We start from the raw sequence: 20,984 nt of genomic DNA on the forward strand, positions 1-20,984 counted from the left end.
TCCTTTCTGCCAAAGATTTGCATGGATTTATTATGTACAGACTGCTTATTGTAGATGATGAGGCAATAATAGTTAATGGCTTATATGAAATATTCAGCAACATGAAAAATCTTGATTTGGATATTTATAAAGCTTATTCAGGGGAAGATGCTATTCATTGGCTCAAAAGAACAAGAATTGACATAGTTATTACCGATATAATGATGCCAGGCATTAATGGTATGCAGTTGCTAGATGAAATACATAGAAACTGGCCTCAATGCAGGGTTATATTTCTCACGGGATATGACGAATTTGAGTATGTTTATAAAGCAATTCAACATAACAGAGTTAGTTATATTTTAAAAAATGAGGATATAGATAAAGTAGTCTCAGCAGTTGAAAATGCCATTGATGACATACGGACAGAAATAAAAGCAGAAGATTTGCTTAATAGAGCAAAGGAACAAGTAAGTATTGCGTTAGAACTTTTTCAAAAAGATTATTTTATCCATTTGATTAATGAGGATAAATCAATAAGCGTTAGTAAGTCGGTGTTTGAACAACTAGATATTAAAATGTTCCACGACAAACCTGTGCTGTTGCTTTTGGGACAGGTAAATAACATATCTGCTGATTTTTTGTATTGGGACAAGATTCAATATCTGTATTCAGTACGAATTATTATAAGTAATTATTTAAGCACTAAAATCAAGAGTACTTGTGTGCTTGATGAAAACTATAGACTTATAATATTTGCACAGCCCAAGGAAGATTCATTTACTGATGAGCAAAATGGAGAAAATATAAATGCCTTATATGAGAGAATTGTATCCTTTTTGAAAGGAACCCTTGAAGCTGTGCAAAATGCATGTATGGAATCTCTTGGTGCCTCAATAAGCTTTGCCTTAAGTGGACAGCCCTGCAGTTGGGAAACGGTATCTAAAAAGTACATTTCTCTTACTCAATTACTTAATTATAAGATTGGTACTGGCATTGAGATGCTTTTAATAGATAACGAAATAAAAGGTGATGTTGGAGGAAGTAATTCAGATATAATTGGAAATAACAATATAGAAATCCTTGAAAATGTGAGGCAATGGAAGCTAGATACAATTGAAATGTATCTTGAGTCGGGACAGATGGACAAGTATTTTGAAGTGCTTTCCCAATTGCTAGAGCCATTAAAATTAATAAACAGTAAAAACTGCAATGTGGCTATTGAAGCATATTATAAAGTATCTCTAAGCATTTTGTCTTATATTAACCGTTATAGACTTAATGAAAAAATAACTTCTATGATGGATTTATCAAGTCTAATGAAGTTAGATAGCCGTAAAACGTGGAAAGAGGAAATCGACTATATTTATCAGCTATCAAAGGTTATTTTTACACTCCAGAGCGCAGAGCAGGAAAAACGGGCAGATAATACAATTACATATATACAGAAATATGTTGATGAGCATTTAAATGAAGAATTGTCACTTGTGAGATTGGCTGAAAAAGTATTTTTAAATCCATCCTATCTTTCACGCTTGTATAAGCAGGTTATGGGAACAAATTTATCTGAATATATAGATAATGCACGAATAAAAAAGGCCAAGGAATACCTAGAAAATGCAAATATGAAAATTAATGAAGCTGCAAAGCTGGTGGGATATGAATCAGCTGCATCATTTTCAAGATTCTTTAAAAAAGTAACTGGGTATTCTCCTCAAGAATATCAGGATAAACTTTTATCAGAAAAAATAAGGAACTATTAGCATAAAGAAAATTATACAAGTGACAAAAATGCGAACCTTACGCCAAGCAGAGGTTCTACACAGACCTCTTTAACCCAATTTTTGTGATAGACACCATGTGTGTAGGTTAGCTGCATAAAAAAGTATACAGTATTTAGCTGCAGAAAATCATTCTTTTACAAAAATGTTAGGAGGAAAAACAATGAAGATGAACAATTTCAAATCAAATATAATTATAGCAGCCAGCGTATTATTATTTGTTATGTTATTGTTAATCTTTAACAGATATGATGGTTTTATTAACAGAGACGCAGATATTAATGAAGCTGTCTCTTTAAGTGTAGTTAACCAAGAGCCTTTAGGCAAATACAGCCCAGCAATTGATATTTCTTTTGTAAGAGCTGTTGATGATGATATACTAAATAATATTTTGCCCAACACACCTGGAGAAACAATAGAAGACAACCGATGGCTCAGATTATACAGTGAACAATTAGGCATAAACATAAAATATGATTGGACTGCAAATGGCGGATATAATGAAGAAAATTACAATAAAAAAATAAATGTTACAATTGCATCAGGAAATTTACCACATGTTATGCCAGTTAATGCAAATCAGCTGAAAATGCTTGCTGACTCTGGAATGATTGAGGATATGACTTTATATTATAATGACTATGCATCTGAACTAACAAAAAACATATACACTCAGGCTGAAAATTCTATACTAGAATCAGCTACGATAGACGGAAGACTAATGGCTATACCAAATGCTGATGATTCAATTGAAAGTGCACAATTTTTATGGATTCGTGCAGATTGGTTAAAAAAACTGGGACTTAAGCCTCCAGAGACAATGGATGAACTGATAAAAATTTCTCATGACTTTACAAAAAAAGACCCTGATGGTAATGGTAAGGACGATACCTACGGACTTGCAATAACAAAATACTTGTATAATACTTGCATGGGCTTGGAAGGTTTTTTTGCAGGCTATCATTCTTATCCTAATTTTTGGCTGGAAAATGGGGAAGGAAAGCTAGTATATGGTAGTATACAGCCTGAAACTAAAATAGCTCTCGAAAAGTTATCTGAAATGTATAGGGATGGACAAATTGACAAAGAGTTCAGTGTAATGGATATTCAAAATGTAGCTCATTCCATTACAAAAGGGGAGTGCGGCATTCAGTTTGGTGAGCAATGGAATCCCTTATATCCTCTTATTAATAGCTTTAACAATGATGGTGCCGATTGGACTGCGTATTCTTTGGTTTCTGCAGATGGAAGAAAGGTAATGGTACCGCTGAAATTCAGAACCAATTTATACTTTGCAGTCAGAAAGGGATATAGTCATCCCGAAGCCGTGGTGAAATTGGTAAATATGTTTTTGGAAAAGACCTGTGGAACAACTAATGAATTTGAAAAATACTATATGCCTGCTCAAAATAATAATATGGGTGTATGGAAGTTTTCACCAGTAACACCTCATCCTCAATATAAAAATCTCACCGCTTTTTTAGAATTGGAAAAGGCTCGTAAAAGTAATAATTTTTCTAAACTCAGACCTGAATCTAAAATTATACAGTCTAATGTTGAGGCATATGCCAAAGGTGACAAATTGCAATGGGGATGGGAAAAAATTTATGGTGTAAACGGCGTATATAGTGTATTAAAGAATTATAAAGAGAGTAATTCACTTATGTATGAAAGATTCACTGGATTATTACCAACAAAAACTATGGCTGATAAAAATGAAGTATTACTTGAATATGAAAGAGAAGAATTTACAAAAATTATTATGGGTGCTGCACCTATAGATCAATTTGAGATATTTGTAGAAAATTGGTACAAAATGGGTGGTAAGGAAATAACTAAGGAGATAAATTTAATAAAGAGGTAAAGAAATGTTAACAAAGTAAAAATATGTACGTGTAAATATGGAAAAAGTCTCCTTATAATATAATTGAAAGAATGGAAAAATACGTTTTTTAAACATTTTTCCACAATAATTTATTTTTTTAAAAGGGGGCTAACAATAATGAAGAAGAAGTTTTTGAAAGTGTTCACAGGGGTATTATTGGCATTATTTACTGTGAGTATGAGTGTTTCCTTTGCTGCACCACCATCAGGTTTTGACAGAGTAAACAACAATATTCCTCATGGTAATATGACCACAATAACTTACTACTCCAAAACTACTGGTGCAGATCGTAAAGCTACAATTTATACACCACCAGGGTATTCAACCGACAAAAAGTACAATGTTTTGTACTTGCTACATGGTATAGGTGGAGACCATACTGAATGGCCAAATGGCGGAAGTCCAAATGTAATTCTAGATAATCTATACGCACAAAATAAACTTAGTCCAATGATTGTAGTAATGCCTAACGGTCGTGCTAAGAAAGATGACAGAGCAGTTGGAGATATTTATTCTGCAGAAAACCAAGCAGCTTTTGAAAACTTTCAGTACGATTTATTAAATGATTTAATTCCATATATTGAATCAAAGTATCCAGTGCTTACTAATCGCTTAAATAGAGCTATTGCTGGATTATCAATGGGTGGAGGACAATCCTTGAACTTTGGTCTGAAATATATGGACTATTTTGCTTATGCAGGAGGTTTTTCTCCAGCACCTAATACATATGCACCTAGCAAAATGATTCCAAACCCAGCTGAAACTGCTGCAAAAATGAAAGTAATATGGGTTGGATGCGGTGAACAGGATGGTTTATACAGTACAGCACAAGGAGTGCACAATTATATGACTCAGAATAATGTGCCTCATGTATGGTATAGTGCTCCTGGAAATCATGACTTTACTTTCTGGAAGGATGGTTTATATCAATTCTCACAGTTAATCTTTAAAGACGTTGATATTCCAGTGACTCCTAAGAATGCTTTTGACTTAATTGAAGCAGAGAATTATGATGAAATGTCAGGAATTCAAACAGAAACTTGTGCTGAAGGCGGACAGAATATAGGGTTCATACATAATGGTGACTATGCTGTTTATAAGAGTGTTGATTTTGGCAGTGGTGCTGGAAGATTTTATGCTAGAGTTGCCAGTGCAACTGAGGGAGGAAATATTGAACTTAGACTAGATAGTCTTACTGGCACACTGATAGGAACCTGTGAAGTAAAAGGAACTGGTGATTGGCAGATATATACTGATGCAACTTGCAAAGTTAGTGGTGTAAGTGGAAAGCATGATCTTTATCTGAAGTTCACTGGAGGAGAAGGATACTTAATTAATATAAATAATTTCAGATTTGAACCACAAATTATTCCACAGGGAAGACCAGGAGATGTTAATGGTGATCATTCAGTAGATGCAATAGACCTCACACTTATAAAGAAGCACCTTTTAGGAATAGAGCTAATTAAAGATGAATTTACAGCATTAGCTGATGTAGATGGCAGTAGAGAAATTGATGCTATTGATTTTGCGCTAGTAAAACAATATTTGTTGGGCATAATCAATGAATTTCCAATACAACAAAAATTATAAAAATACACAAGTAGCTGTGCTTAAAATCTCGTGATAGGCTTACTTCATTTGCTGAGACTGTGATTTTATATAATAATCGAATTGCTCAGATGGTGTTGATAGTGCTACTTATAGGGACAAAATTGCACTTAGGCTTGCTATTTATTGATGGAGACAATTGAATATGATTTCTATAGCTTTGGCTTAAATAAGGGTGCATAAAAAATGATTTGCGCTAGATTGCATTATTTATTGGGCGCAAATATTAATTTTAAATTATTAATTTCGATTTATTATTATCAAATAAGGAAGTAAGTAATATCGAGAATGCATATTATTGACAGGGGATTGCAATTAAAGTTTTTTCTAAGCTATTAAGGGTTTAAAACAAATTATTACCATTTAGGATATGGATAGCAGTATTTCCATGTCCTAAATGGTAAAGTCAATTTATATCATGAATAAGCTATGATAATAATTTAACTCAGATATATTGATGTAATGCTGCTTTAGTTACTGCACAACAAATATATCAAATCAATCAGCTATTAAGTTAGCTAAAAGCTATCTAGTTAATTAAGCTGGGTTAACAACTTTGAATTGACGCAAGTTAAAGATAATTAATAATAATTTATTAATAAAAAGGACTAATATAAATTTAAATTTGCTATAATGACAATTTTGGGGACTTTCTATGAGTATTTTATTAAAGTCAATTTCATTAAGACTTAATAAAAAATAGCAGTTTTAAACTTATAGTAATTGACTTATACAAATATTTAAGGGGACTTTATATGAAAAAAGATAGTTGTGAATATGTCAAAATCAGAGATGTCAACCAAATAATAAAGCAATATTATGATGAAAAGCAATTAGAACTTAGCCTGTATGAGGCAGTTATAGTTTTAAAGGAAAGTGGAAGAACTACGGGATATCTTCCGCCTCCTAATTTTTTGGACTGGGACCTCGATGACATCGATGAATTTTGTCGTTTAATCGATGAAATACCAATTAATATTACCTATTTGCTGCCACCAGAAAAAAAGAAAAATACATATCATATGCCAATGCAATTTTCGGCTATGGTTTTCAGAGAAAGCAGCTATCGTTCAAAAAGATATTATACTAGTAATGTATTTGCTATTACTTATGTTTTAAGAGGTAGTATGAAATTAACGATAGATAATGAGCAATATGAATTAAAGGAAAACCATCTATTTTTAACTTTGCCAAATAGAAATTACAATGCATATCATACAGATGATGATGTAATATTAATGGTATCAATAGATCCAAGTATATTTCAGAAAGTTTTTTTTGATTTATTAAAGCATAATAGTGTATTATCAACTCTTTTACATGAAAGATTTGATAATTGTGATCAAAATTATCTATTATGTACTATATCCAACGACAGGGATATGCGATTTATTTTTCAGCATTTATTTCATGAGTTTATGTGCGGAGATAAATATTCTGAAGATGTTTTTTGCAATTACATCCAAATATTATGTACATATTTAATCAGAGGTATTGAAAGCTACTCTGCTTGTGTTACACCTCAGAAAAAAAAGCCTTTTTATGATATATTTCCTGAAGTGTATAAGTACATACAGAATAATTGCGATTCACTGACGCTGGAACAATTGGCTCAGGAATTTCATTATGAGCGCTCCTATCTTGGGAAATGCCTAAGTGAAGTCACTGGTAAAACTTTCAGTGAAATAGTTGCTAGTATAAAGCTGGACAGAGCAAAAAAATATTTGGCGGAAACCAACCTGAAAATTGAGGAAGTAGCAATCCTATCAGGATATAGTAGTTCAGACTATTTTTCTCATAGCTTCAAAAAGGAAGTAGGTAAGTCACCACTTAGATATAGGAAAGATAAACAAAACTATAATTTTAATAATTTGGCAAAATAAAATAACTATATTTATCAAATAATCTCACCCCAAAAGTCAAGATAAGTAAAAACACCTATGATATAACTATAAATAGAGAAATAAGTTTTTTTGAAAATTTATTACGAAGGGGAGAGATGCAATGAAATTGAGAAACATGCTATGTAAATTTACAGCAGTGGCAATTGTATGTGCTTTAGTTGGTGGAATTATAACACCTGCTGAAGTATCAGCTGCAACTAAAATCAAAGGAAGCGAGGTTCTTGTAATTGGTGATTCTTTTATCGCTTTATCACATGATATTACAAAGAGATTAGAAGAAAATGCTAGAAAAGCAGGAATCTTAGATGCAAATGATCGTTTCCGTGACAATTCAGTAAGTGGAACATTGCTTAATGGAGGAACATCACCTACTATTCCTCAACAGTACAAAAATGGTGTAAATGCAGGTACTGTTAAGTATGTTATCATGGATGGTGGCGGAAACGACTGTATGATGGGTAGTGTTGACGGAGCTGCCAGTGCTTTTAATTCCTTAATAAAAGAAATGGAAAAAAGTGGAACGGTTAAATTGTTTTATATGTTCTACCCTGATGCTCAGGGAGGTTTAGCAGGTTTGCTTAATCCTAACTTAAATAGATTAAGACCAATGATTCAGAATACTGTACTTAGTTCAACAAAACCAAAAGGATATTTCTTTGATTTAAGACCTACTTTTGAAGGAAAATACGGACAGTACATATTATCTGATGGTATTCATCCAACTCAAGCAGGTAGTTATGCAACAGCTGATGCTATATGGGCTGAAATGCAAAGAGTTAATTTCTTCGGTGATGATACTCCTCAACAACCAGAAGAAAAATTAGGAGATTATAACAAAGACGGAAGCGTTGATGCATTAGATTTTGCAGCATTAAAGCAACATTTAATGAATCCACAGAGTACATATACAAAAGTTTTTGATTTAAATGCTGATAATTCAGTAGATGCTCTTGACTTTGCAGTTATGAAGAAATACTTACTCGGTACTATAACTACGCTTCCCAGCAATTAATATAGTTTATTGATTTTAGTCACATTATTGCGTTTTAAGATTTTCCCCCAATTAAAATGTTGAAACGTGAGTTTGGTTAAGAATTAATATATTATTAATATGGCTATCCTGATTATTATATTATAAATTGATGACAGGAGAAGCTAGAAATATGTTGAGGAGCACAAATTATATTAAAGGTCAATAATTGCATTGTTAGGCAATTATTGACCTTATTAATGATAAAGCTTTAAATACTACAGCCCTATCATTTGTATTTTATAGAATCAAAAACATTAATCATTAACAAGAAAGTTTTTACATCTAATTGAATCATATAATTTAATTTGATAGGAGAAAAGGTTTTTATTTTATGAATTTATTGCAACTCAGGATATTTTCATGGCTTTCGCAACAGCCTCCTCTATTGTTAAGCCAGTATAGTCCTGTGCACTGAGCCAACGACCACTTTTTTTATCATCCAAAAAGACGCCTACACATATACCGGGAATAGTGCTTTCAGCGCTATTTGGTGCATTTGGCCCTCCCAAATCTGTACGGCACCAGCCTGGATCGGCAAGATTAATCATTACATCTGTGCCATCAACAGTTAGTGCCAAGTCTTTTGTTACTTTGTCAAGTGCTGCTTTTGATGCTGAATAAGGTCCCTGCTGTGGTTCGCCGTTAATTCCGCTGCTTGTATTCACAATTCGACCAAAACCACGTTCAATCATTTTCGGCATAAAATGATAGCAGATCATCATTGGTGCAGTTGTATTAACACGGAAGCTTAAGTCATAATCTTCTGAAGGTGTTTTGAAGTAGTCTGTTCTATAAGTTACTTGAAGACCTGCATTATTAAGAACAATATCTACCTGAACACCTGTTTCGTCAATTTTTTGAAGCATTGCTCTAATCGAATCGGGATTAGATAATTCAGCTTCCATGGTATAACATTTTACCCCAAATAGTTCAACCTTTTTAGCTAATCGTTCTAATATTTCTTTTTTTCTTGCGTGAAGAATTAGATTACAGCCTTTTGATGCCATAAACAGCGCTGTTAGGTATCCGATTCCTCTAGATGCTCCTGTGATAAGCGCCCATCTTCCTTTTACATCTACCATGTTTACCTCCAATGCCCATTTTGGACATAAAATTATAATGATATTATTTGTGAAAAATCTCCTTTGTAAAAGTACGCATATCTTTTACTACTCAAACAGCACTAGTTTGTACAGTTATGAGATGAAAACTTTCCACACTCACCTAAGCGAATAAGTTTTGATAAATTAAATAGTTAAAAATACTTAATGACAAAGAATCAACCTGTATAGATCTTTGGCTGCCTTTTCTCATACTAATAACCGCTTTCTTTAACAAGGCTAAGTGCTGTTTCTAAAGAATTTATTACTTTGTCACACCACTTATCAAAATCAACATCTTCCTGCTGACATTCTTTGTGACTCAGAATATAATTAATACATTCTTTAACTCCTGTATCGAACCTTATTGTTGCCTGAAATTCAGGAACAAGTCTTTTTAGCTTGCTATTATCAAATACAACGCTGTTGGCCTTGTCACCAATCAAACTTCCTTCAAAATCGAAATCTCCAGCCTTTGCAAGAAAATCAGATGGTACATAATAAGGTTTAAAATCTACTGCCAGCGCATTAGCAATTGATTTGTAAATCTGATTCCAGCTAAGTGTTTCATCTGAAGTAATTTGGACAGATTCTCCAATTGCATGAATATTGCCTATTAGTCCTATAAAGGCTTTAGCAAAATCACGACTGTGGGTCATAGTCCAAAGTGAAGTTCCATCTCCATGAATGATAACAGGTTTACCATCTAACATTCTTTTTATAATTTGATAACTACCCTTTTTGCCATGAACTCCGAGGGGTACTGATTTTTCACAGTAAGTATGGCTTGGACGTACAATTGTTACTGGAAATCCTTGTTCACGATACATTTTCATTAGATACTCTTCGCAGGCGATTTTGTTACGCGAATATTCCCAGTAAGGATTGGCAAGCGGTGTTCCTTCATTTATAATGAAATTGGAAAGCGGCTTCTGATATGCGGATGCAGAACTAATAAAAATAAACTGATTTGTTTTTCCGTTGAAAAGGCGATAATCCCTTTCCAACTGTGATGGTACAAATGCTATAAAATCTGCTACACAGTCAAATTTCATTCCTGAAATCTTTTGAGCAACTGCTGCTTCATCATTAATATCGGCACAGATTGAGTGAAATCCTTTTGGTAAATTTATATTATTATTGCCCCTATTTAATAGATAAAGTTCATGTTTTTCTTCGATTAGTTTTTCGGAAATTGCAGTACTAATAGTGCCAGTACCACCAATCAGTAGTATCTTCATGTCTTACCTCCTTAAAGTGCCAGTCTGTATATCGCTTCAATATCATCTTTTCCAAGAGGTACAAAGCCTCCAGTTTTTCCATTTCCTATACCAAAGTTTTTCACTAAAAGTGGAATATCTTCTTCCTTAGCACCAAGTTCTTTGAAGGTGACAGGAAGTCCAATTGAGCTTAAAAAATTCTTAAATCTTGTAATACCTTCTATAGCTGTGTTTTCTGGATTTTGAAAGTCCATTTCACAGCCCCATATCCTTACAGCAGCTTGAGCAAAACGCATAATATCATGGTTTTTAACATAAGTCATCCATGCAGGCATAATAACTGCGAGTCCAGCACCGTGAGCACAATCATAGAGTGCTGAAAGTTCGTGTTCAATCCCATGACTATTCCAATCATGGCTTCTTCCAACTCCTACTGTATTGTTATGTGCAACCATACCAGCCCACATAATGTTTGCTCTTGCTTGATAATTATCAGGATGCTTGATAACCTTTGGTACTTCGTTAATCATGGTAAGTAGAACTGCTTCACAAAGCCTGTCCGTAATTTCAACATCCCTTGTATTAGTAAAATATCGCTCAAAAACATGAGCCATGATATCAGCGGCACCACAGGCTGTCTGGTATGCAGGCAAAGTTACTGTAAGCTGAGGATTTAATATAGAAAAAACAGGGCGGAGGCAGTCACTTCCAGCACCTCTCTTAAGCATACCATCAACTTTTGTAATAACAGTATTACCTGAACCTTCACTTCCTGCAGCAGCAATTGTAAGAACCGTTGCAACTGGAAGTGCCTTTTGTACTGAAGCCTTTCCACTGAAGAAATCCCAAAAGTCTCCATCATATGGAACACCAGCTGCAATAGCCTTGGCAGTATCAATAGCAGAACCTCCGCCTACGGCAAGCACAAAATCAACTTTTTCATTTCTGCATATATCAATTCCTTCATAAACTTTATCATCTTTGGGATTAGGAACTATTCCTCCAAGTTCTGAATAATTGATACTTGATGCTGAAAGAGATTGCTTAATTTTGTCTAGTAGCCCAGAACGAACCACCGAACCACCGCCATAAACGATTAATACCTTTGTTCCACCAAATTCTTTTACAAGAGAACCGCACTGTGATTCTGTATTGCTGCCAAAGACAAATTTTGTGGGACTGTAAAAAGTAAAATTATCCATAATGCTTATCTCCTTGATTAAAAATGTATTGATTCTAAAAATACTATAATATGATACCAGTTATTAAAAAAAATGCTATAATAAAAATTATAATAAGTTGTACAAATCTATTCTAGGGGTGCATATGAAAAAATTATTCGAAGAAAGTAATACACTTGTTTCTCCAATAGAGTGCTTTATGTTTAATTCAGAAAAAGAGAACTTTCCGGTAAAATCACACTGGCATTATTTTTTAGAAATTATTTATATGATTAAAGGAAGAATAAAGGTGATGTCAGATGGTAATGTGTATTACCTAAATCCTAATGATATGATTATCATTCATTCTAAGTCTATTCATTCTATTTATTCAGATGATACAGAACCACCTGTATATGCTGTTTTGAAATTTGATATTAATCGAATTAGACTTACAACTGAATATTCGCCAAAAATGAGTTTGATTTTTAGTGCTGCCAGAAATTTTAAAGAAGCAAGCATTTATATGTCAGCGAAGGATACTGAAATATTTGATATAAAATATATATTTGAAAATTGTATTTCTGAAATAAATAAAAAGGATTATGGATATGATATGCTTCTCAATGCTCAGCTTTATACTCTTCTTATGAAAATACTAAGGTACTGGCGCAGTAAAGGCTTTGATACTACAAAAATAAAAAAAGCACATAGTGAGAATGAATCTATACATTCTATTAGTGAGTATATTGATATACATTCTGCTGAATCTTTAAAGGTTGAGGAACTTGCAGAAAAGTGCGGTATGAGCTATTCTTACTTTGCAAAAAGATTTAGAGAACTATATGGTCAGTCCTGTAAGAATTTTATTGAATATATACGTGTCAGTAAAGCTGAAGATTATCTGATTTTTACAGACTACAGTTTAAATTATATCAGTCAGGAAACAGGTTTTTCAGATTGCAGTCATTTTATTAAGGTGTTTAAGGCTCGTAAGGGTGTGACTCCAAAGCAATTTAGACTTAATTACAGAATAAAAAATTGACATGTAAAATGACATAAAAAACTGATATAAAAAGCTGATATAGTTAAGTAGATAAAAGCTAACTTCCCAAAAATCAATAATACATTTAATTTATTATGGTGTAATGAGACACTAATTACATAAAATAGGAGAGTAAATAAATGAATGAGGCAAAGAATGAATTTTTAATGTTGTTTACAAAATATATAAAACGAGAAGGTTCTCAAAAACTTTTATTGTGGCTGGAAAGCTCAGACTTCTTTATTGCACCAGCATCAGCAAAGTATCATTTAGCTTGTGAAGGCGGACTTTGTACACACAGTATAAATGTTTTCAAACGCCTTGCAGATGGATTTTGCAGAGAAAAAGGTTATAAAGACTTTGAGGAAGCTTCAACAGAAGAAAAGGAGAAAGTTGCTATATGCGGACTTTTGCATGATTTATGTAAAGTTAATTTCTATGAGATAGAATATAGAAACAAAAAAGATGAAAAGGGAGTATGGCAAAAAGTTGCTACATATGTAATTAACGATAGGTTGCCTTATGGACATGGTGAAAAGTCAGTTTATATAATTTCAGGTTTTATGCGTCTTTCAAGAGAAGAGTCTATTGCTATCAGGTGGCATATGGGGGGATTTGATGATGCAGTAAAAGGCGGCTCATATAGCTTGAGTCATGCGTATGAGCAATTTCCATTTGCTGTAATGCTTCATATAGCTGATTTGCAAGCTTCATATTTAGATGAGAGGAAATGAGAAACAGAGGTTATTCATTTTTTAGAATAAAGTAAATTCTGAGGACTAAATCAATGATTATTGTTGTGACAGCATTATTTTCTTTATAAATACGGGATAGTTTTTTAGCATATGGCTGCATTATAACCGATAGTAATTGACTTCAATAAAATATGTATAGGAGGCTATTATGGACTCAGCGAGTAAGCTGACAGTTTTTTTTGATGACCCTTTTTGGGTTGGTGTTTACGAACGCAGAGTGAATAATTTACTTGAGGCAGCAAGAATAGTATTTGGTGAGGAACCAAAGGATTATGAGGTATATTATTACTTATTAAATAATTGGAGTAAATTAAGGTTTAGCCCACCTGTAAGACAATGTGTAAAGGCAGAGGGAAGAATAAATCCTAAGAGAATGCAGAGAGCAATAAATAAGCAACTATCCCAGACAGGAGTTGGTACTAAAGCACAGCAAGCCTTGAAGCTGCAGCATGAGCAAGCAGTATTGCATAGAAAAGCGTATAACAAACAAAAATCAGAAGAAGAAAAACTTTTTAAGTACAAGCTTAAACAACAAAAAAAGAAAGAGAAACACAGAGGGAGGTAAACATAAACTGTATATAATTATTATATATTGACAAAAACCTGTCTAAAATGCTATATTCAATATAAGTAGAGATGAGATTAGATGAGATTAGACGAGATGAGAAACAAGCAAGTTGTTTTCTAATAATATGTTTTTGTGATATTTTTCTTGTCAAGAATTTGAAAAAATATTGTATTATTTAGTTAGAATATATCGACTTGTGTTGTTTGTTAAAATTAGAATTTCAGCCTCTACTTGATAAAATTATTTTGTGGAGGTTTTTTTATGGAAAAAAGAGTTGTTGTTAAAGAAAAAAAATCTGGATTATCAATTTCAGACGTAATTTTAGTGGGTGTTTTGCTTGCAGTAGGTGCAGTGTTAAAACTCTTTGTAGGGTCTATGTTTACAGTTATGAAACCTAATTTCATAATTGCTATGTATTGTTTAGCAATACTTTTGATTAAGCCTAAATTTATTGAAGCAGTCGTTATTGGGATTTTAGCAGGTGCTATATGTCAGGTATTTCCAGGTACTCCTTATATAAACTTAATTAGTGAACCTATTGGAGCAATAGTAATGGTTCTGCTTCTTTATATTCCTATGAGCATTGGTAAGTTCTCGTTAAAACCTATAATTTGTACTTTCTTAAGTACGCTAGCTAGCGGATTTACTTTTATAGGAGTTCTATATGCGGCTTTTTATTCAGGCGCAAGTGTAACAACTATTCCAATTAGTGTGTTTATAACAATTATACTTGGAACGGCTTTATTAAATTCTATAATTGTTCAGATATTATTTATACCATTAAAACTTGCACTAGGACGTGGCGAAACTGTTGCTAATTAAGTTTTGATTATGAATGAGTTGTGTAAAGTTCAAAAAATTAAAATGCTATAATAATTGGTTTTTATCTAAAATAGAAACGGTGAGAATATGATTGATTTTAGGGATTTTTCATTTAAGTATAAGAAAAGTGAAGATTTTGCGTTAAAGGAAATAAACTTATCTATAGAAAAAGGTGAGTTTGTTGGAATTATAGGGAATAGCGGCGCTGGTAAATCTACATTTACATATGCATTAAACGGTATTATACCACATCATTTTGAAGGTGACTTTTATGGAGAAGTAAATGTAAATGGACTAGATACAGTAGAGTCTTCGCCATCTCAGCTTGCCTTAAGTGTAGGCAGTGTATTTCAGGATATTGATGGACAAATGGTTTCTTCAGTTGTTGAAGACGAAATTCTTTTTGGACTTGAAAATTTCGGTGTGCCTCATGAAGATATTGAAAAGAGAATAACTGACATACTTAAGATGGTAGGAATAGAAGAACTGCGATATAGAAATATCAGCACTTTGAGTGGAGGGCAAAAGCAAAAGGTCGCAATAGCAGCAGTGGCGGCTCTTATGCCTGATATTCTGGTTTTAGATGAGCCAACAGCAGAACTTGACCCCCAAAGCAGTCTTCAAATTTATAATATGCTGCGTATGCTTAATGAAAAAATGAAGATAACCATTATTGTAGTAGAGCAAAAAATTATGTTGCTCAGTGAGTTTTCAAAACGCTTGCTCATAATAAATGAAGGAAGTATATTTTTAGACGGAAAGCCTCATGAGGTGTTAAAGGATACTGAAAAGCTTCGTCAAATAGGAGTTAATTGTCCGAGAGTGGCCACTTTAGCCACCAATTTAATAGAGAAAAAGTTATATGATGGTCCTGTACCTGTTAATGTTGATGAGGCCGAAGTAATGGTAAAAAATGTTATTTTATGAATAAAATATTTCTTAAAATAATAAAGGGTTTATAGAGGAGCATGAGCGTTTTAAAGTGGTTATTGCTCTTATAATATTTGTGTTTTAATAGTTCATGGAGGTCATAAATGATTAAATTCAGCAATGTTTCTTTTGCATATGATAAAAATAAAATTCTAGAAAATATAAGCTTTACAATTGAAAAGGGCGAATTTGTTGCTATAGTGGGCAGAAATGGTGCTGGTAAAACAACACTTATGAAGCTTTTTAATGGACTTTTAAAACCAACTTCTGGAAATATTACAATAGCAAATTTAGACACTAAGCAGGCAAAAACAAGTGAACTAGCTAAGCATGTTGGATTTTTGTTTCAGAATCCTGACAGACAGATTTGCCAGAATACTGTAAAGGACGAAATTGCATTTGGCTTGAAATGTGTATTAGATGATAAAAATGAAATAGAAAGACGATGTAAGGAAACCATTGAGAGATTTGGATTTCCAGCTGATAAGGATCCTTTTTCTATGAGCAGGGGTGAGCGTCAGAAAGTAGCACTTGCTTCAATCATTGCGCTTTCACCTGAAATTTTAGTTCTTGATGAACCTACAACTGGTTTGGATTATAAGGAATGTATGCATATAATGAATATCATAGAAGAACTAAACCAAAGAGGTACTACTGTAATAATGGTATGTCATGATATGGAGTTGGTTTCAGATTTCGCAAAGAGAGTAATGGTGATTGGGGAAAAAGGAATATTAGAGGATGATACCTGCAACAAGGTTATGGTTAATTCATCTATTTTAAAAAGAGCATCTCTTGCTGCACCGCAAATTGCAGAGTTAGCAATTAGGCTTGGTAATGATTTTCAAGGTGTTTTAACCATTGACGAAATGACTGAAAAAATAGAGAGTAGGTGCAAGGCTTGAAAGGAATTTTAGAGTATTCTCAAGGTAATACAATTATACATAATTTAAACCCGTTAACAAAAATGCTGCTTGCCTTATTGATTTGTATGAGCAGTTTTGCAAATGGTAATTTAATTATGGCAGTTGCTATAATAGCTCTGAATGTTATTATTGGGTATATGGCAGGCATTGGAAAGAAATCTGTTTCGGTATTGGTAACCCTATTAAAAATAGGACTTATTTTGTTTTTGATACAAGTACTATTAATTAGAACAGGGGATAAGCTGCTGCAATTGCCTCTAAATCTTTACATTACTGATGTTGGACTTAAATTTTCAACATTGCTTGTTTTTAGGCTTATAGGTGCAACAATGCCACTAATTATAATGCTTACAGTTACTAAAATGAGTGATTTGACGAATGTATTGGTACAAAAGCTGCATATACCTTATAAATATGCTTTTGCTTTTATAACTGCCTTACGCTTTATACCTATATTTGAACATGAAATGAATGGAATAATAGAATCCCAGACAGCAAGAGGCGTTGAATTTGACACAAAAAATCCAATAAAGAAATTAAAGCTGGTGCTGCCATTATGTGTACCACTTCTGATTTCATCAGTAAAACGTATAGAAGGAAGCGCCATATCAGCTGAGTTAAGAGGCTTTAATGTCCGAAAGAGAAACAGTGGCTACAAGAAATACACTTTCAGATTGAGTGATTATACTGTAATATTAGTATCAATACTTGTTTTTGTTATAAGTGTGGCATTTGTTTAATTAGGTTTGATGTTTTGCTGTAACTTCTACCAGTCTTTTTCTGGGTTAAAGCCATAAATTTGTACGATTGACAACAGATTGCTTTTTGCTATATCTTCAGGCGTGATAAATAAGCCTTGATTGCTGTCAATATCATAACCAAAGTGTTTATATGCTTGATAAATAATTTGTGAGCAATTTACGGATATAAGTTTATTACTTTGTTTTTTTGATGCTAATATACCGTACTTCAATCCAATAAGATTTTTATCTGCATATTTAGCTATCTCGTCTAGTTCCTTTTGATCTGCATTCTTAAGTCTGAGAACTTTTAAGGTTGAATATGTTTGCCATTTTGATATCTTCTGATATTTACTAATGGTACCAGGCTCTATTGACTCTAAAACAATGCCGTTTTTTGCATCTACAACAAGTCCGCAATGTCCATGTCTCCAATAGAGTGTATGGGTGGACTTTGTAAATAGTATATCTCCATTTTTTAAAGGTGCTAATTGAATACTGCCGTTATTTTTATCTAATTCTTTATTAATAAATATATTCTCCTGTGAGGTAAATGGGTTAAGTTTTTCAGTATAAATTTTGCGCTTTGTAAAATAGCTTTTTTGATATGATGAGATTAGGTTTTTTCCGTCCTTTTGAGCAAGTAAATCGTCAATAGCCAACTTTGAAAGACCAGTTTGTGAAAATATTATAGAATAGTCCTGTTCACTTAGTTTAGAATTTTTAAGTATAGGTAATAGGTCTATTTGTGGTGAAGCAGGCCAATAAATACGATTATACATATTTATGAATATGAAACAGCAGTATAAATCTATTAATACAGAAAAAATGGCTATAGCTATTTTCGTTTTTAGACTTATCCTATTCACATAATCACTCCTTGTACAAAACCATATTTTGATGAAATTAGTATTTGTAAAAAATAGTTGACAATACATTACTGCTAAATATTATCAGACAAAAGATAAATAAAATATGTATATTGTTGTGTATATAATATGTAACAGAACCACTTATATTAGTTTGGGCATATTAATTCAAAGCGAGTTTTATTGCCATGGAGAACACAAAAGGAAGGACGTTATTATGAAAAAGGGTAATTATTATGCTGGTTTATTACTAATTGTTCTAGGGGTCATTGCTCTAATTCTTAACACGGTTTTTGATATCAGGATTATTAAGTTTGATCCCTATGATTTCTGGGTTTTTATAGTGCTGCTTATTGGATTGACTTTTGAACTTGGTTATTTTCTTAAAGGTTCGAAGCCAGGTTTGCTAATACCAGGAGGAATTATAACAACAATAGGGCTGCTTTTTATGTTTGAAGCTTCAACGGATTGGCATTTTTCAAGGTACACATGGCCTGTGTATATAATTTCAGTTGCAGTTGGGCTTTTACAAATGTACATATTTTCAAAAAGAGATAAAGGGTTGCTTATTGCTGGTCTAATTGTTGGTGGTATAGGAGTATTTTTTCAAATAGTGATGATACTTAGTGCTATTTCATCAAATTTAATTGGAATATTTATATCTATTTATTTGGTTGCTGCTGGTATAGCTTTAGTATTTACCGGCTACTCAAGAAAGGGTACTAAATATTAGAATTGAAGAAAAGCGTTTGAATTTTTCTTGAATACTTTCATATAGTTTTATGTTATATTATATTGAGGCAGGAAAATCACTTCATATATTTAAAAAGTTGTAGTGTATGAGGTGTGAGATGATGAAAATAACTCCTGCCTTGATAAAATAATTGCTAAATGTAATAAAATGCTTCTAAAATTTAAAATAATTTAAAATTTATTTTTGAAGCCAGATATTATAATGGGGCAAAAAATGTCACCTGCTTCATAAGTGGCCTGTAGTTCTTGAGATGTTAAAGGATGAAAATAACTCTGACTTGATGAATTGGCTGCTGAATGTAGTAAAGTTTTTCTACTATATAAAAAGTTATATATTGAATATAGGTATTTATCGATAAGAAAAGTCCTTCACATATTTGTGTGATTGATTGTACTTGAACTTCAGACATTACTCCTGACTCGATGAAATACCACTGATTCTAATAAAATTTAGCTGTATTCGAAAAAATTATAATGAATTTAAGTATTATAATTTATTTGGAGGTGAGTATATGGAATGGAGAAAGTTGAGAGAGCAGCAGGAGAATATGTTAAGCCCTTTTGCTGCAAAAAGTGTAAACTCATATGGGAGATTATTATATGAAGAGAAATGTCCCATAAGAACAGATTATGAACGTGATGGAAATAGAATACTTTATTCTATGGATTTTAGAAGGTTGAGACATAAAACGCAAGTTTTTTTTAATGCAAAAAATGATCACATATGTACACGTATGGAACATGTTCTTAATGTTGGATCTATAGCGAACACAATAGCTAGAACTCTAAATATGAATCAGGATTTAACATATGCAATAGCACTAGGACATGATTTAGGACATGCTCCCTTTGGACATAGTGGTGAACGTGTTCTTGACAAGTGTGTGAAGAAAATAGACAAAAATGCTAGCTTTAAACACGAATTACATAGCTTAAGAGTGGTTGAAAAGCTTGCAACTAGAATATCAAAAGAAAAGATTTATGAAAGCTGCGGACTTAACCTTACCTTTGAAGTAAAAGACGGTATTGTATCACATTGCGGAGAGAATTATGATGAATTTATTATGCATAGAGATTTAAGCAAAACTCCTGATTCATTAAAAAATGTTAAACGCACCGATTCGCCATATACTCTTGAGGCGTGTATTGTACGATTAGTTGATAAGATTGCATATGTGGGAAGAGATATAGAAGATGCAGTTAGAGTCAAGCTTATGGATATGCAAGACATACCTAAGGATATAAGAAATGAACTTGGAAACACTAATGGGGAAATTATTAATACTTTGGTGTGTGATATGATAGAAAACAGCTATGGAAAAGACTGTATTCAACTAAGCAAGTCAAAGGGCGAAGCATTAGAAAAGCTTATTAATGAAAATGTGAGGCTTATATATAAAGCAGATAAAATTACTCGCTATGAGAAAATTGCTGAAAATACCCTTGAAGGATTGTTTGACAATTTGCTTGAAAGCCTTTCTGACTTTGAAAAACTACAATATAGGGATAATAAGGTTTATAGAATGTTTTATAAATATATTATAGATAAAGGGTATGATGAGTCGGTTAGTGATGCCCAAAAGGTAGTTGATTTTGTTGCAGGAATGACAGATTCCTTTGCTAGAGCTTGCTTTGAAGAAATTTATTGGATGTAACAGCTTGAAAATATAGTTTGTACAAACATAGTGCATTTTCAAGCCTCAAAAACCACTCTGTGTTTTTTGGAGTGTGGATGTATTTGCTTATACATGGTACTATTTTGAACTTTCAAGCGCCAATACCACAAGTGGTTTTGCAGTGTGGATGTATTTGCTTATTCATAGTACTATTTCGAACTTTCAAGCGCCAAAACCACAAGTGGTTTTACAGTGTGGAAGTCTTTGACTATACATGGTACTATTTT

The 20,984-nt window shown here is 32.8% G+C and carries 18 protein-coding genes; 14 read left to right on the forward strand and 4 right to left on the reverse strand.

What is annotated here, in order from left to right; translation table 11 throughout:
* Positions 1–32 precede the first annotated feature (32 nt).
* The 5 genes from EHE19_RS09070 to EHE19_RS09090 all read left to right on the forward strand — a co-directional run bounded on the left by EHE19_RS09070 (position 33) and on the right by EHE19_RS09090 (position 8,172).
* Entirely contained in the window at positions 33–1,742 is a 1,710-nt protein-coding gene (locus tag EHE19_RS09070) for a response regulator transcription factor (RefSeq protein WP_137696245.1), read from the forward strand.
* 181 nt (positions 1,743–1,923) lie between these two features.
* Positions 1,924–3,624, forward strand: coding sequence for an extracellular solute-binding protein (locus EHE19_RS09075; RefSeq protein WP_171003490.1), 1,701 nt, complete (start codon positions 1,924–1,926; stop codon positions 3,622–3,624).
* Between the two features lie 138 nt (positions 3,625–3,762).
* A complete protein-coding gene (locus EHE19_RS09080) occupies positions 3,763–5,238 on the forward strand; it encodes a carbohydrate-binding protein (RefSeq protein WP_137696243.1) in 1,476 nt (491 codons plus the stop codon).
* Between the two features lie 773 nt (positions 5,239–6,011).
* Positions 6,012–7,139 (forward strand): AraC family transcriptional regulator, encoded by a 1,128-nt coding sequence (locus tag EHE19_RS09085; RefSeq protein ID WP_137696242.1) that lies wholly within the window; start codon positions 6,012–6,014, stop codon positions 7,137–7,139.
* Positions 7,140–7,260: 121 nt separating this feature from the next.
* A complete protein-coding gene (locus EHE19_RS09090) occupies positions 7,261–8,172 on the forward strand; it encodes a dockerin type I domain-containing protein (RefSeq protein WP_244648365.1) in 912 nt (303 codons plus the stop codon).
* A gap of 368 nt (positions 8,173–8,540) precedes the next feature.
* On the opposite strand, the gene EHE19_RS09095 is transcribed toward EHE19_RS09090, so the two are convergent.
* The 3 genes from EHE19_RS09095 to EHE19_RS09105 form a co-directional block, all read right to left on the reverse strand.
* Entirely contained in the window at positions 8,541–9,275 is a 735-nt protein-coding gene (locus EHE19_RS09095) for an SDR family NAD(P)-dependent oxidoreductase (protein ID WP_137696241.1), read from the reverse strand.
* Between the two features lie 233 nt (positions 9,276–9,508).
* Positions 9,509–10,534: an SDR family oxidoreductase gene (locus EHE19_RS09100; protein ID WP_137696240.1), complete on the reverse strand. Its 1,026-nt coding sequence runs from the start codon at positions 10,532–10,534 to the stop codon at positions 9,509–9,511.
* An 11-nt stretch (positions 10,535–10,545) separates the two neighbouring features.
* Positions 10,546–11,715, reverse strand: coding sequence for an iron-containing alcohol dehydrogenase (locus tag EHE19_RS09105; RefSeq protein WP_137696239.1), 1,170 nt, complete (start codon positions 11,713–11,715; stop codon positions 10,546–10,548).
* Positions 11,716–11,839: 124 nt separating this feature from the next.
* Between EHE19_RS09105 and EHE19_RS09110 the strand changes: the two genes are divergently transcribed.
* From EHE19_RS09110 to EHE19_RS09140, 7 genes are all read left to right on the forward strand, one after another.
* Positions 11,840–12,718, forward strand: a complete 879-nt coding sequence (locus EHE19_RS09110) for an AraC family transcriptional regulator (protein WP_137696238.1) — start codon at positions 11,840–11,842, stop codon at positions 12,716–12,718.
* A 140-nt stretch (positions 12,719–12,858) separates the two neighbouring features.
* On the forward strand, positions 12,859–13,452 hold the full coding sequence (locus EHE19_RS09115) for an HD domain-containing protein (protein ID WP_137696237.1): 594 nt from the start codon (positions 12,859–12,861) through the stop codon (positions 13,450–13,452).
* A 169-nt stretch (positions 13,453–13,621) separates the two neighbouring features.
* Entirely contained in the window at positions 13,622–14,038 is a 417-nt protein-coding gene (locus EHE19_RS09120; protein ID WP_137696236.1) for a YjdF family protein, read from the forward strand.
* Positions 14,039–14,302: 264 nt separating this feature from the next.
* On the forward strand, positions 14,303–14,863 hold the full coding sequence (locus tag EHE19_RS09125) for a tryptophan transporter (protein WP_137696235.1): 561 nt from the start codon (positions 14,303–14,305) through the stop codon (positions 14,861–14,863).
* A gap of 87 nt (positions 14,864–14,950) precedes the next feature.
* Positions 14,951–15,790: an energy-coupling factor ABC transporter ATP-binding protein gene (locus EHE19_RS09130; protein WP_137696234.1), complete on the forward strand. Its 840-nt coding sequence runs from the start codon at positions 14,951–14,953 to the stop codon at positions 15,788–15,790.
* 107 nt (positions 15,791–15,897) lie between these two features.
* Positions 15,898–16,698: an energy-coupling factor ABC transporter ATP-binding protein gene (locus EHE19_RS09135; RefSeq protein WP_137696233.1), complete on the forward strand. Its 801-nt coding sequence runs from the start codon at positions 15,898–15,900 to the stop codon at positions 16,696–16,698.
* On the forward strand, positions 16,695–17,459 hold the full coding sequence (locus EHE19_RS09140) for an energy-coupling factor transporter transmembrane component T family protein (protein ID WP_137696232.1): 765 nt from the start codon (positions 16,695–16,697) through the stop codon (positions 17,457–17,459). Before EHE19_RS09135 ends, EHE19_RS09140 begins: the two co-directional genes overlap by 4 nt.
* 26 nt (positions 17,460–17,485) lie before the next feature.
* Here EHE19_RS09140 and EHE19_RS09145 read toward each other — a convergent pair whose 3' ends face one another.
* Entirely contained in the window at positions 17,486–18,328 is an 843-nt protein-coding gene (locus EHE19_RS09145; protein WP_244648367.1) for a hypothetical protein, read from the reverse strand.
* Between the two features lie 217 nt (positions 18,329–18,545).
* On the opposite strand from EHE19_RS09145, the gene EHE19_RS09150 reads away from it, so the two are divergent.
* Both EHE19_RS09150 and EHE19_RS09155 read left to right on the forward strand, forming a co-directional pair.
* Entirely contained in the window at positions 18,546–19,061 is a 516-nt protein-coding gene (locus EHE19_RS09150) for a hypothetical protein (protein WP_137696230.1), read from the forward strand.
* Positions 19,062–19,593: 532 nt separating this feature from the next.
* Positions 19,594–20,736, forward strand: coding sequence for an HD domain-containing protein (locus EHE19_RS09155; protein ID WP_137696229.1), 1,143 nt, complete (start codon positions 19,594–19,596; stop codon positions 20,734–20,736).
* Positions 20,737–20,984 lie beyond the last annotated feature (248 nt).

This window comes from Ruminiclostridium herbifermentans, assembly GCF_005473905.2.
In the GTDB taxonomy this organism is placed as follows: domain Bacteria; phylum Bacillota; class Clostridia; order Acetivibrionales; family DSM-1351; genus Ruminiclostridium; species Ruminiclostridium herbifermentans.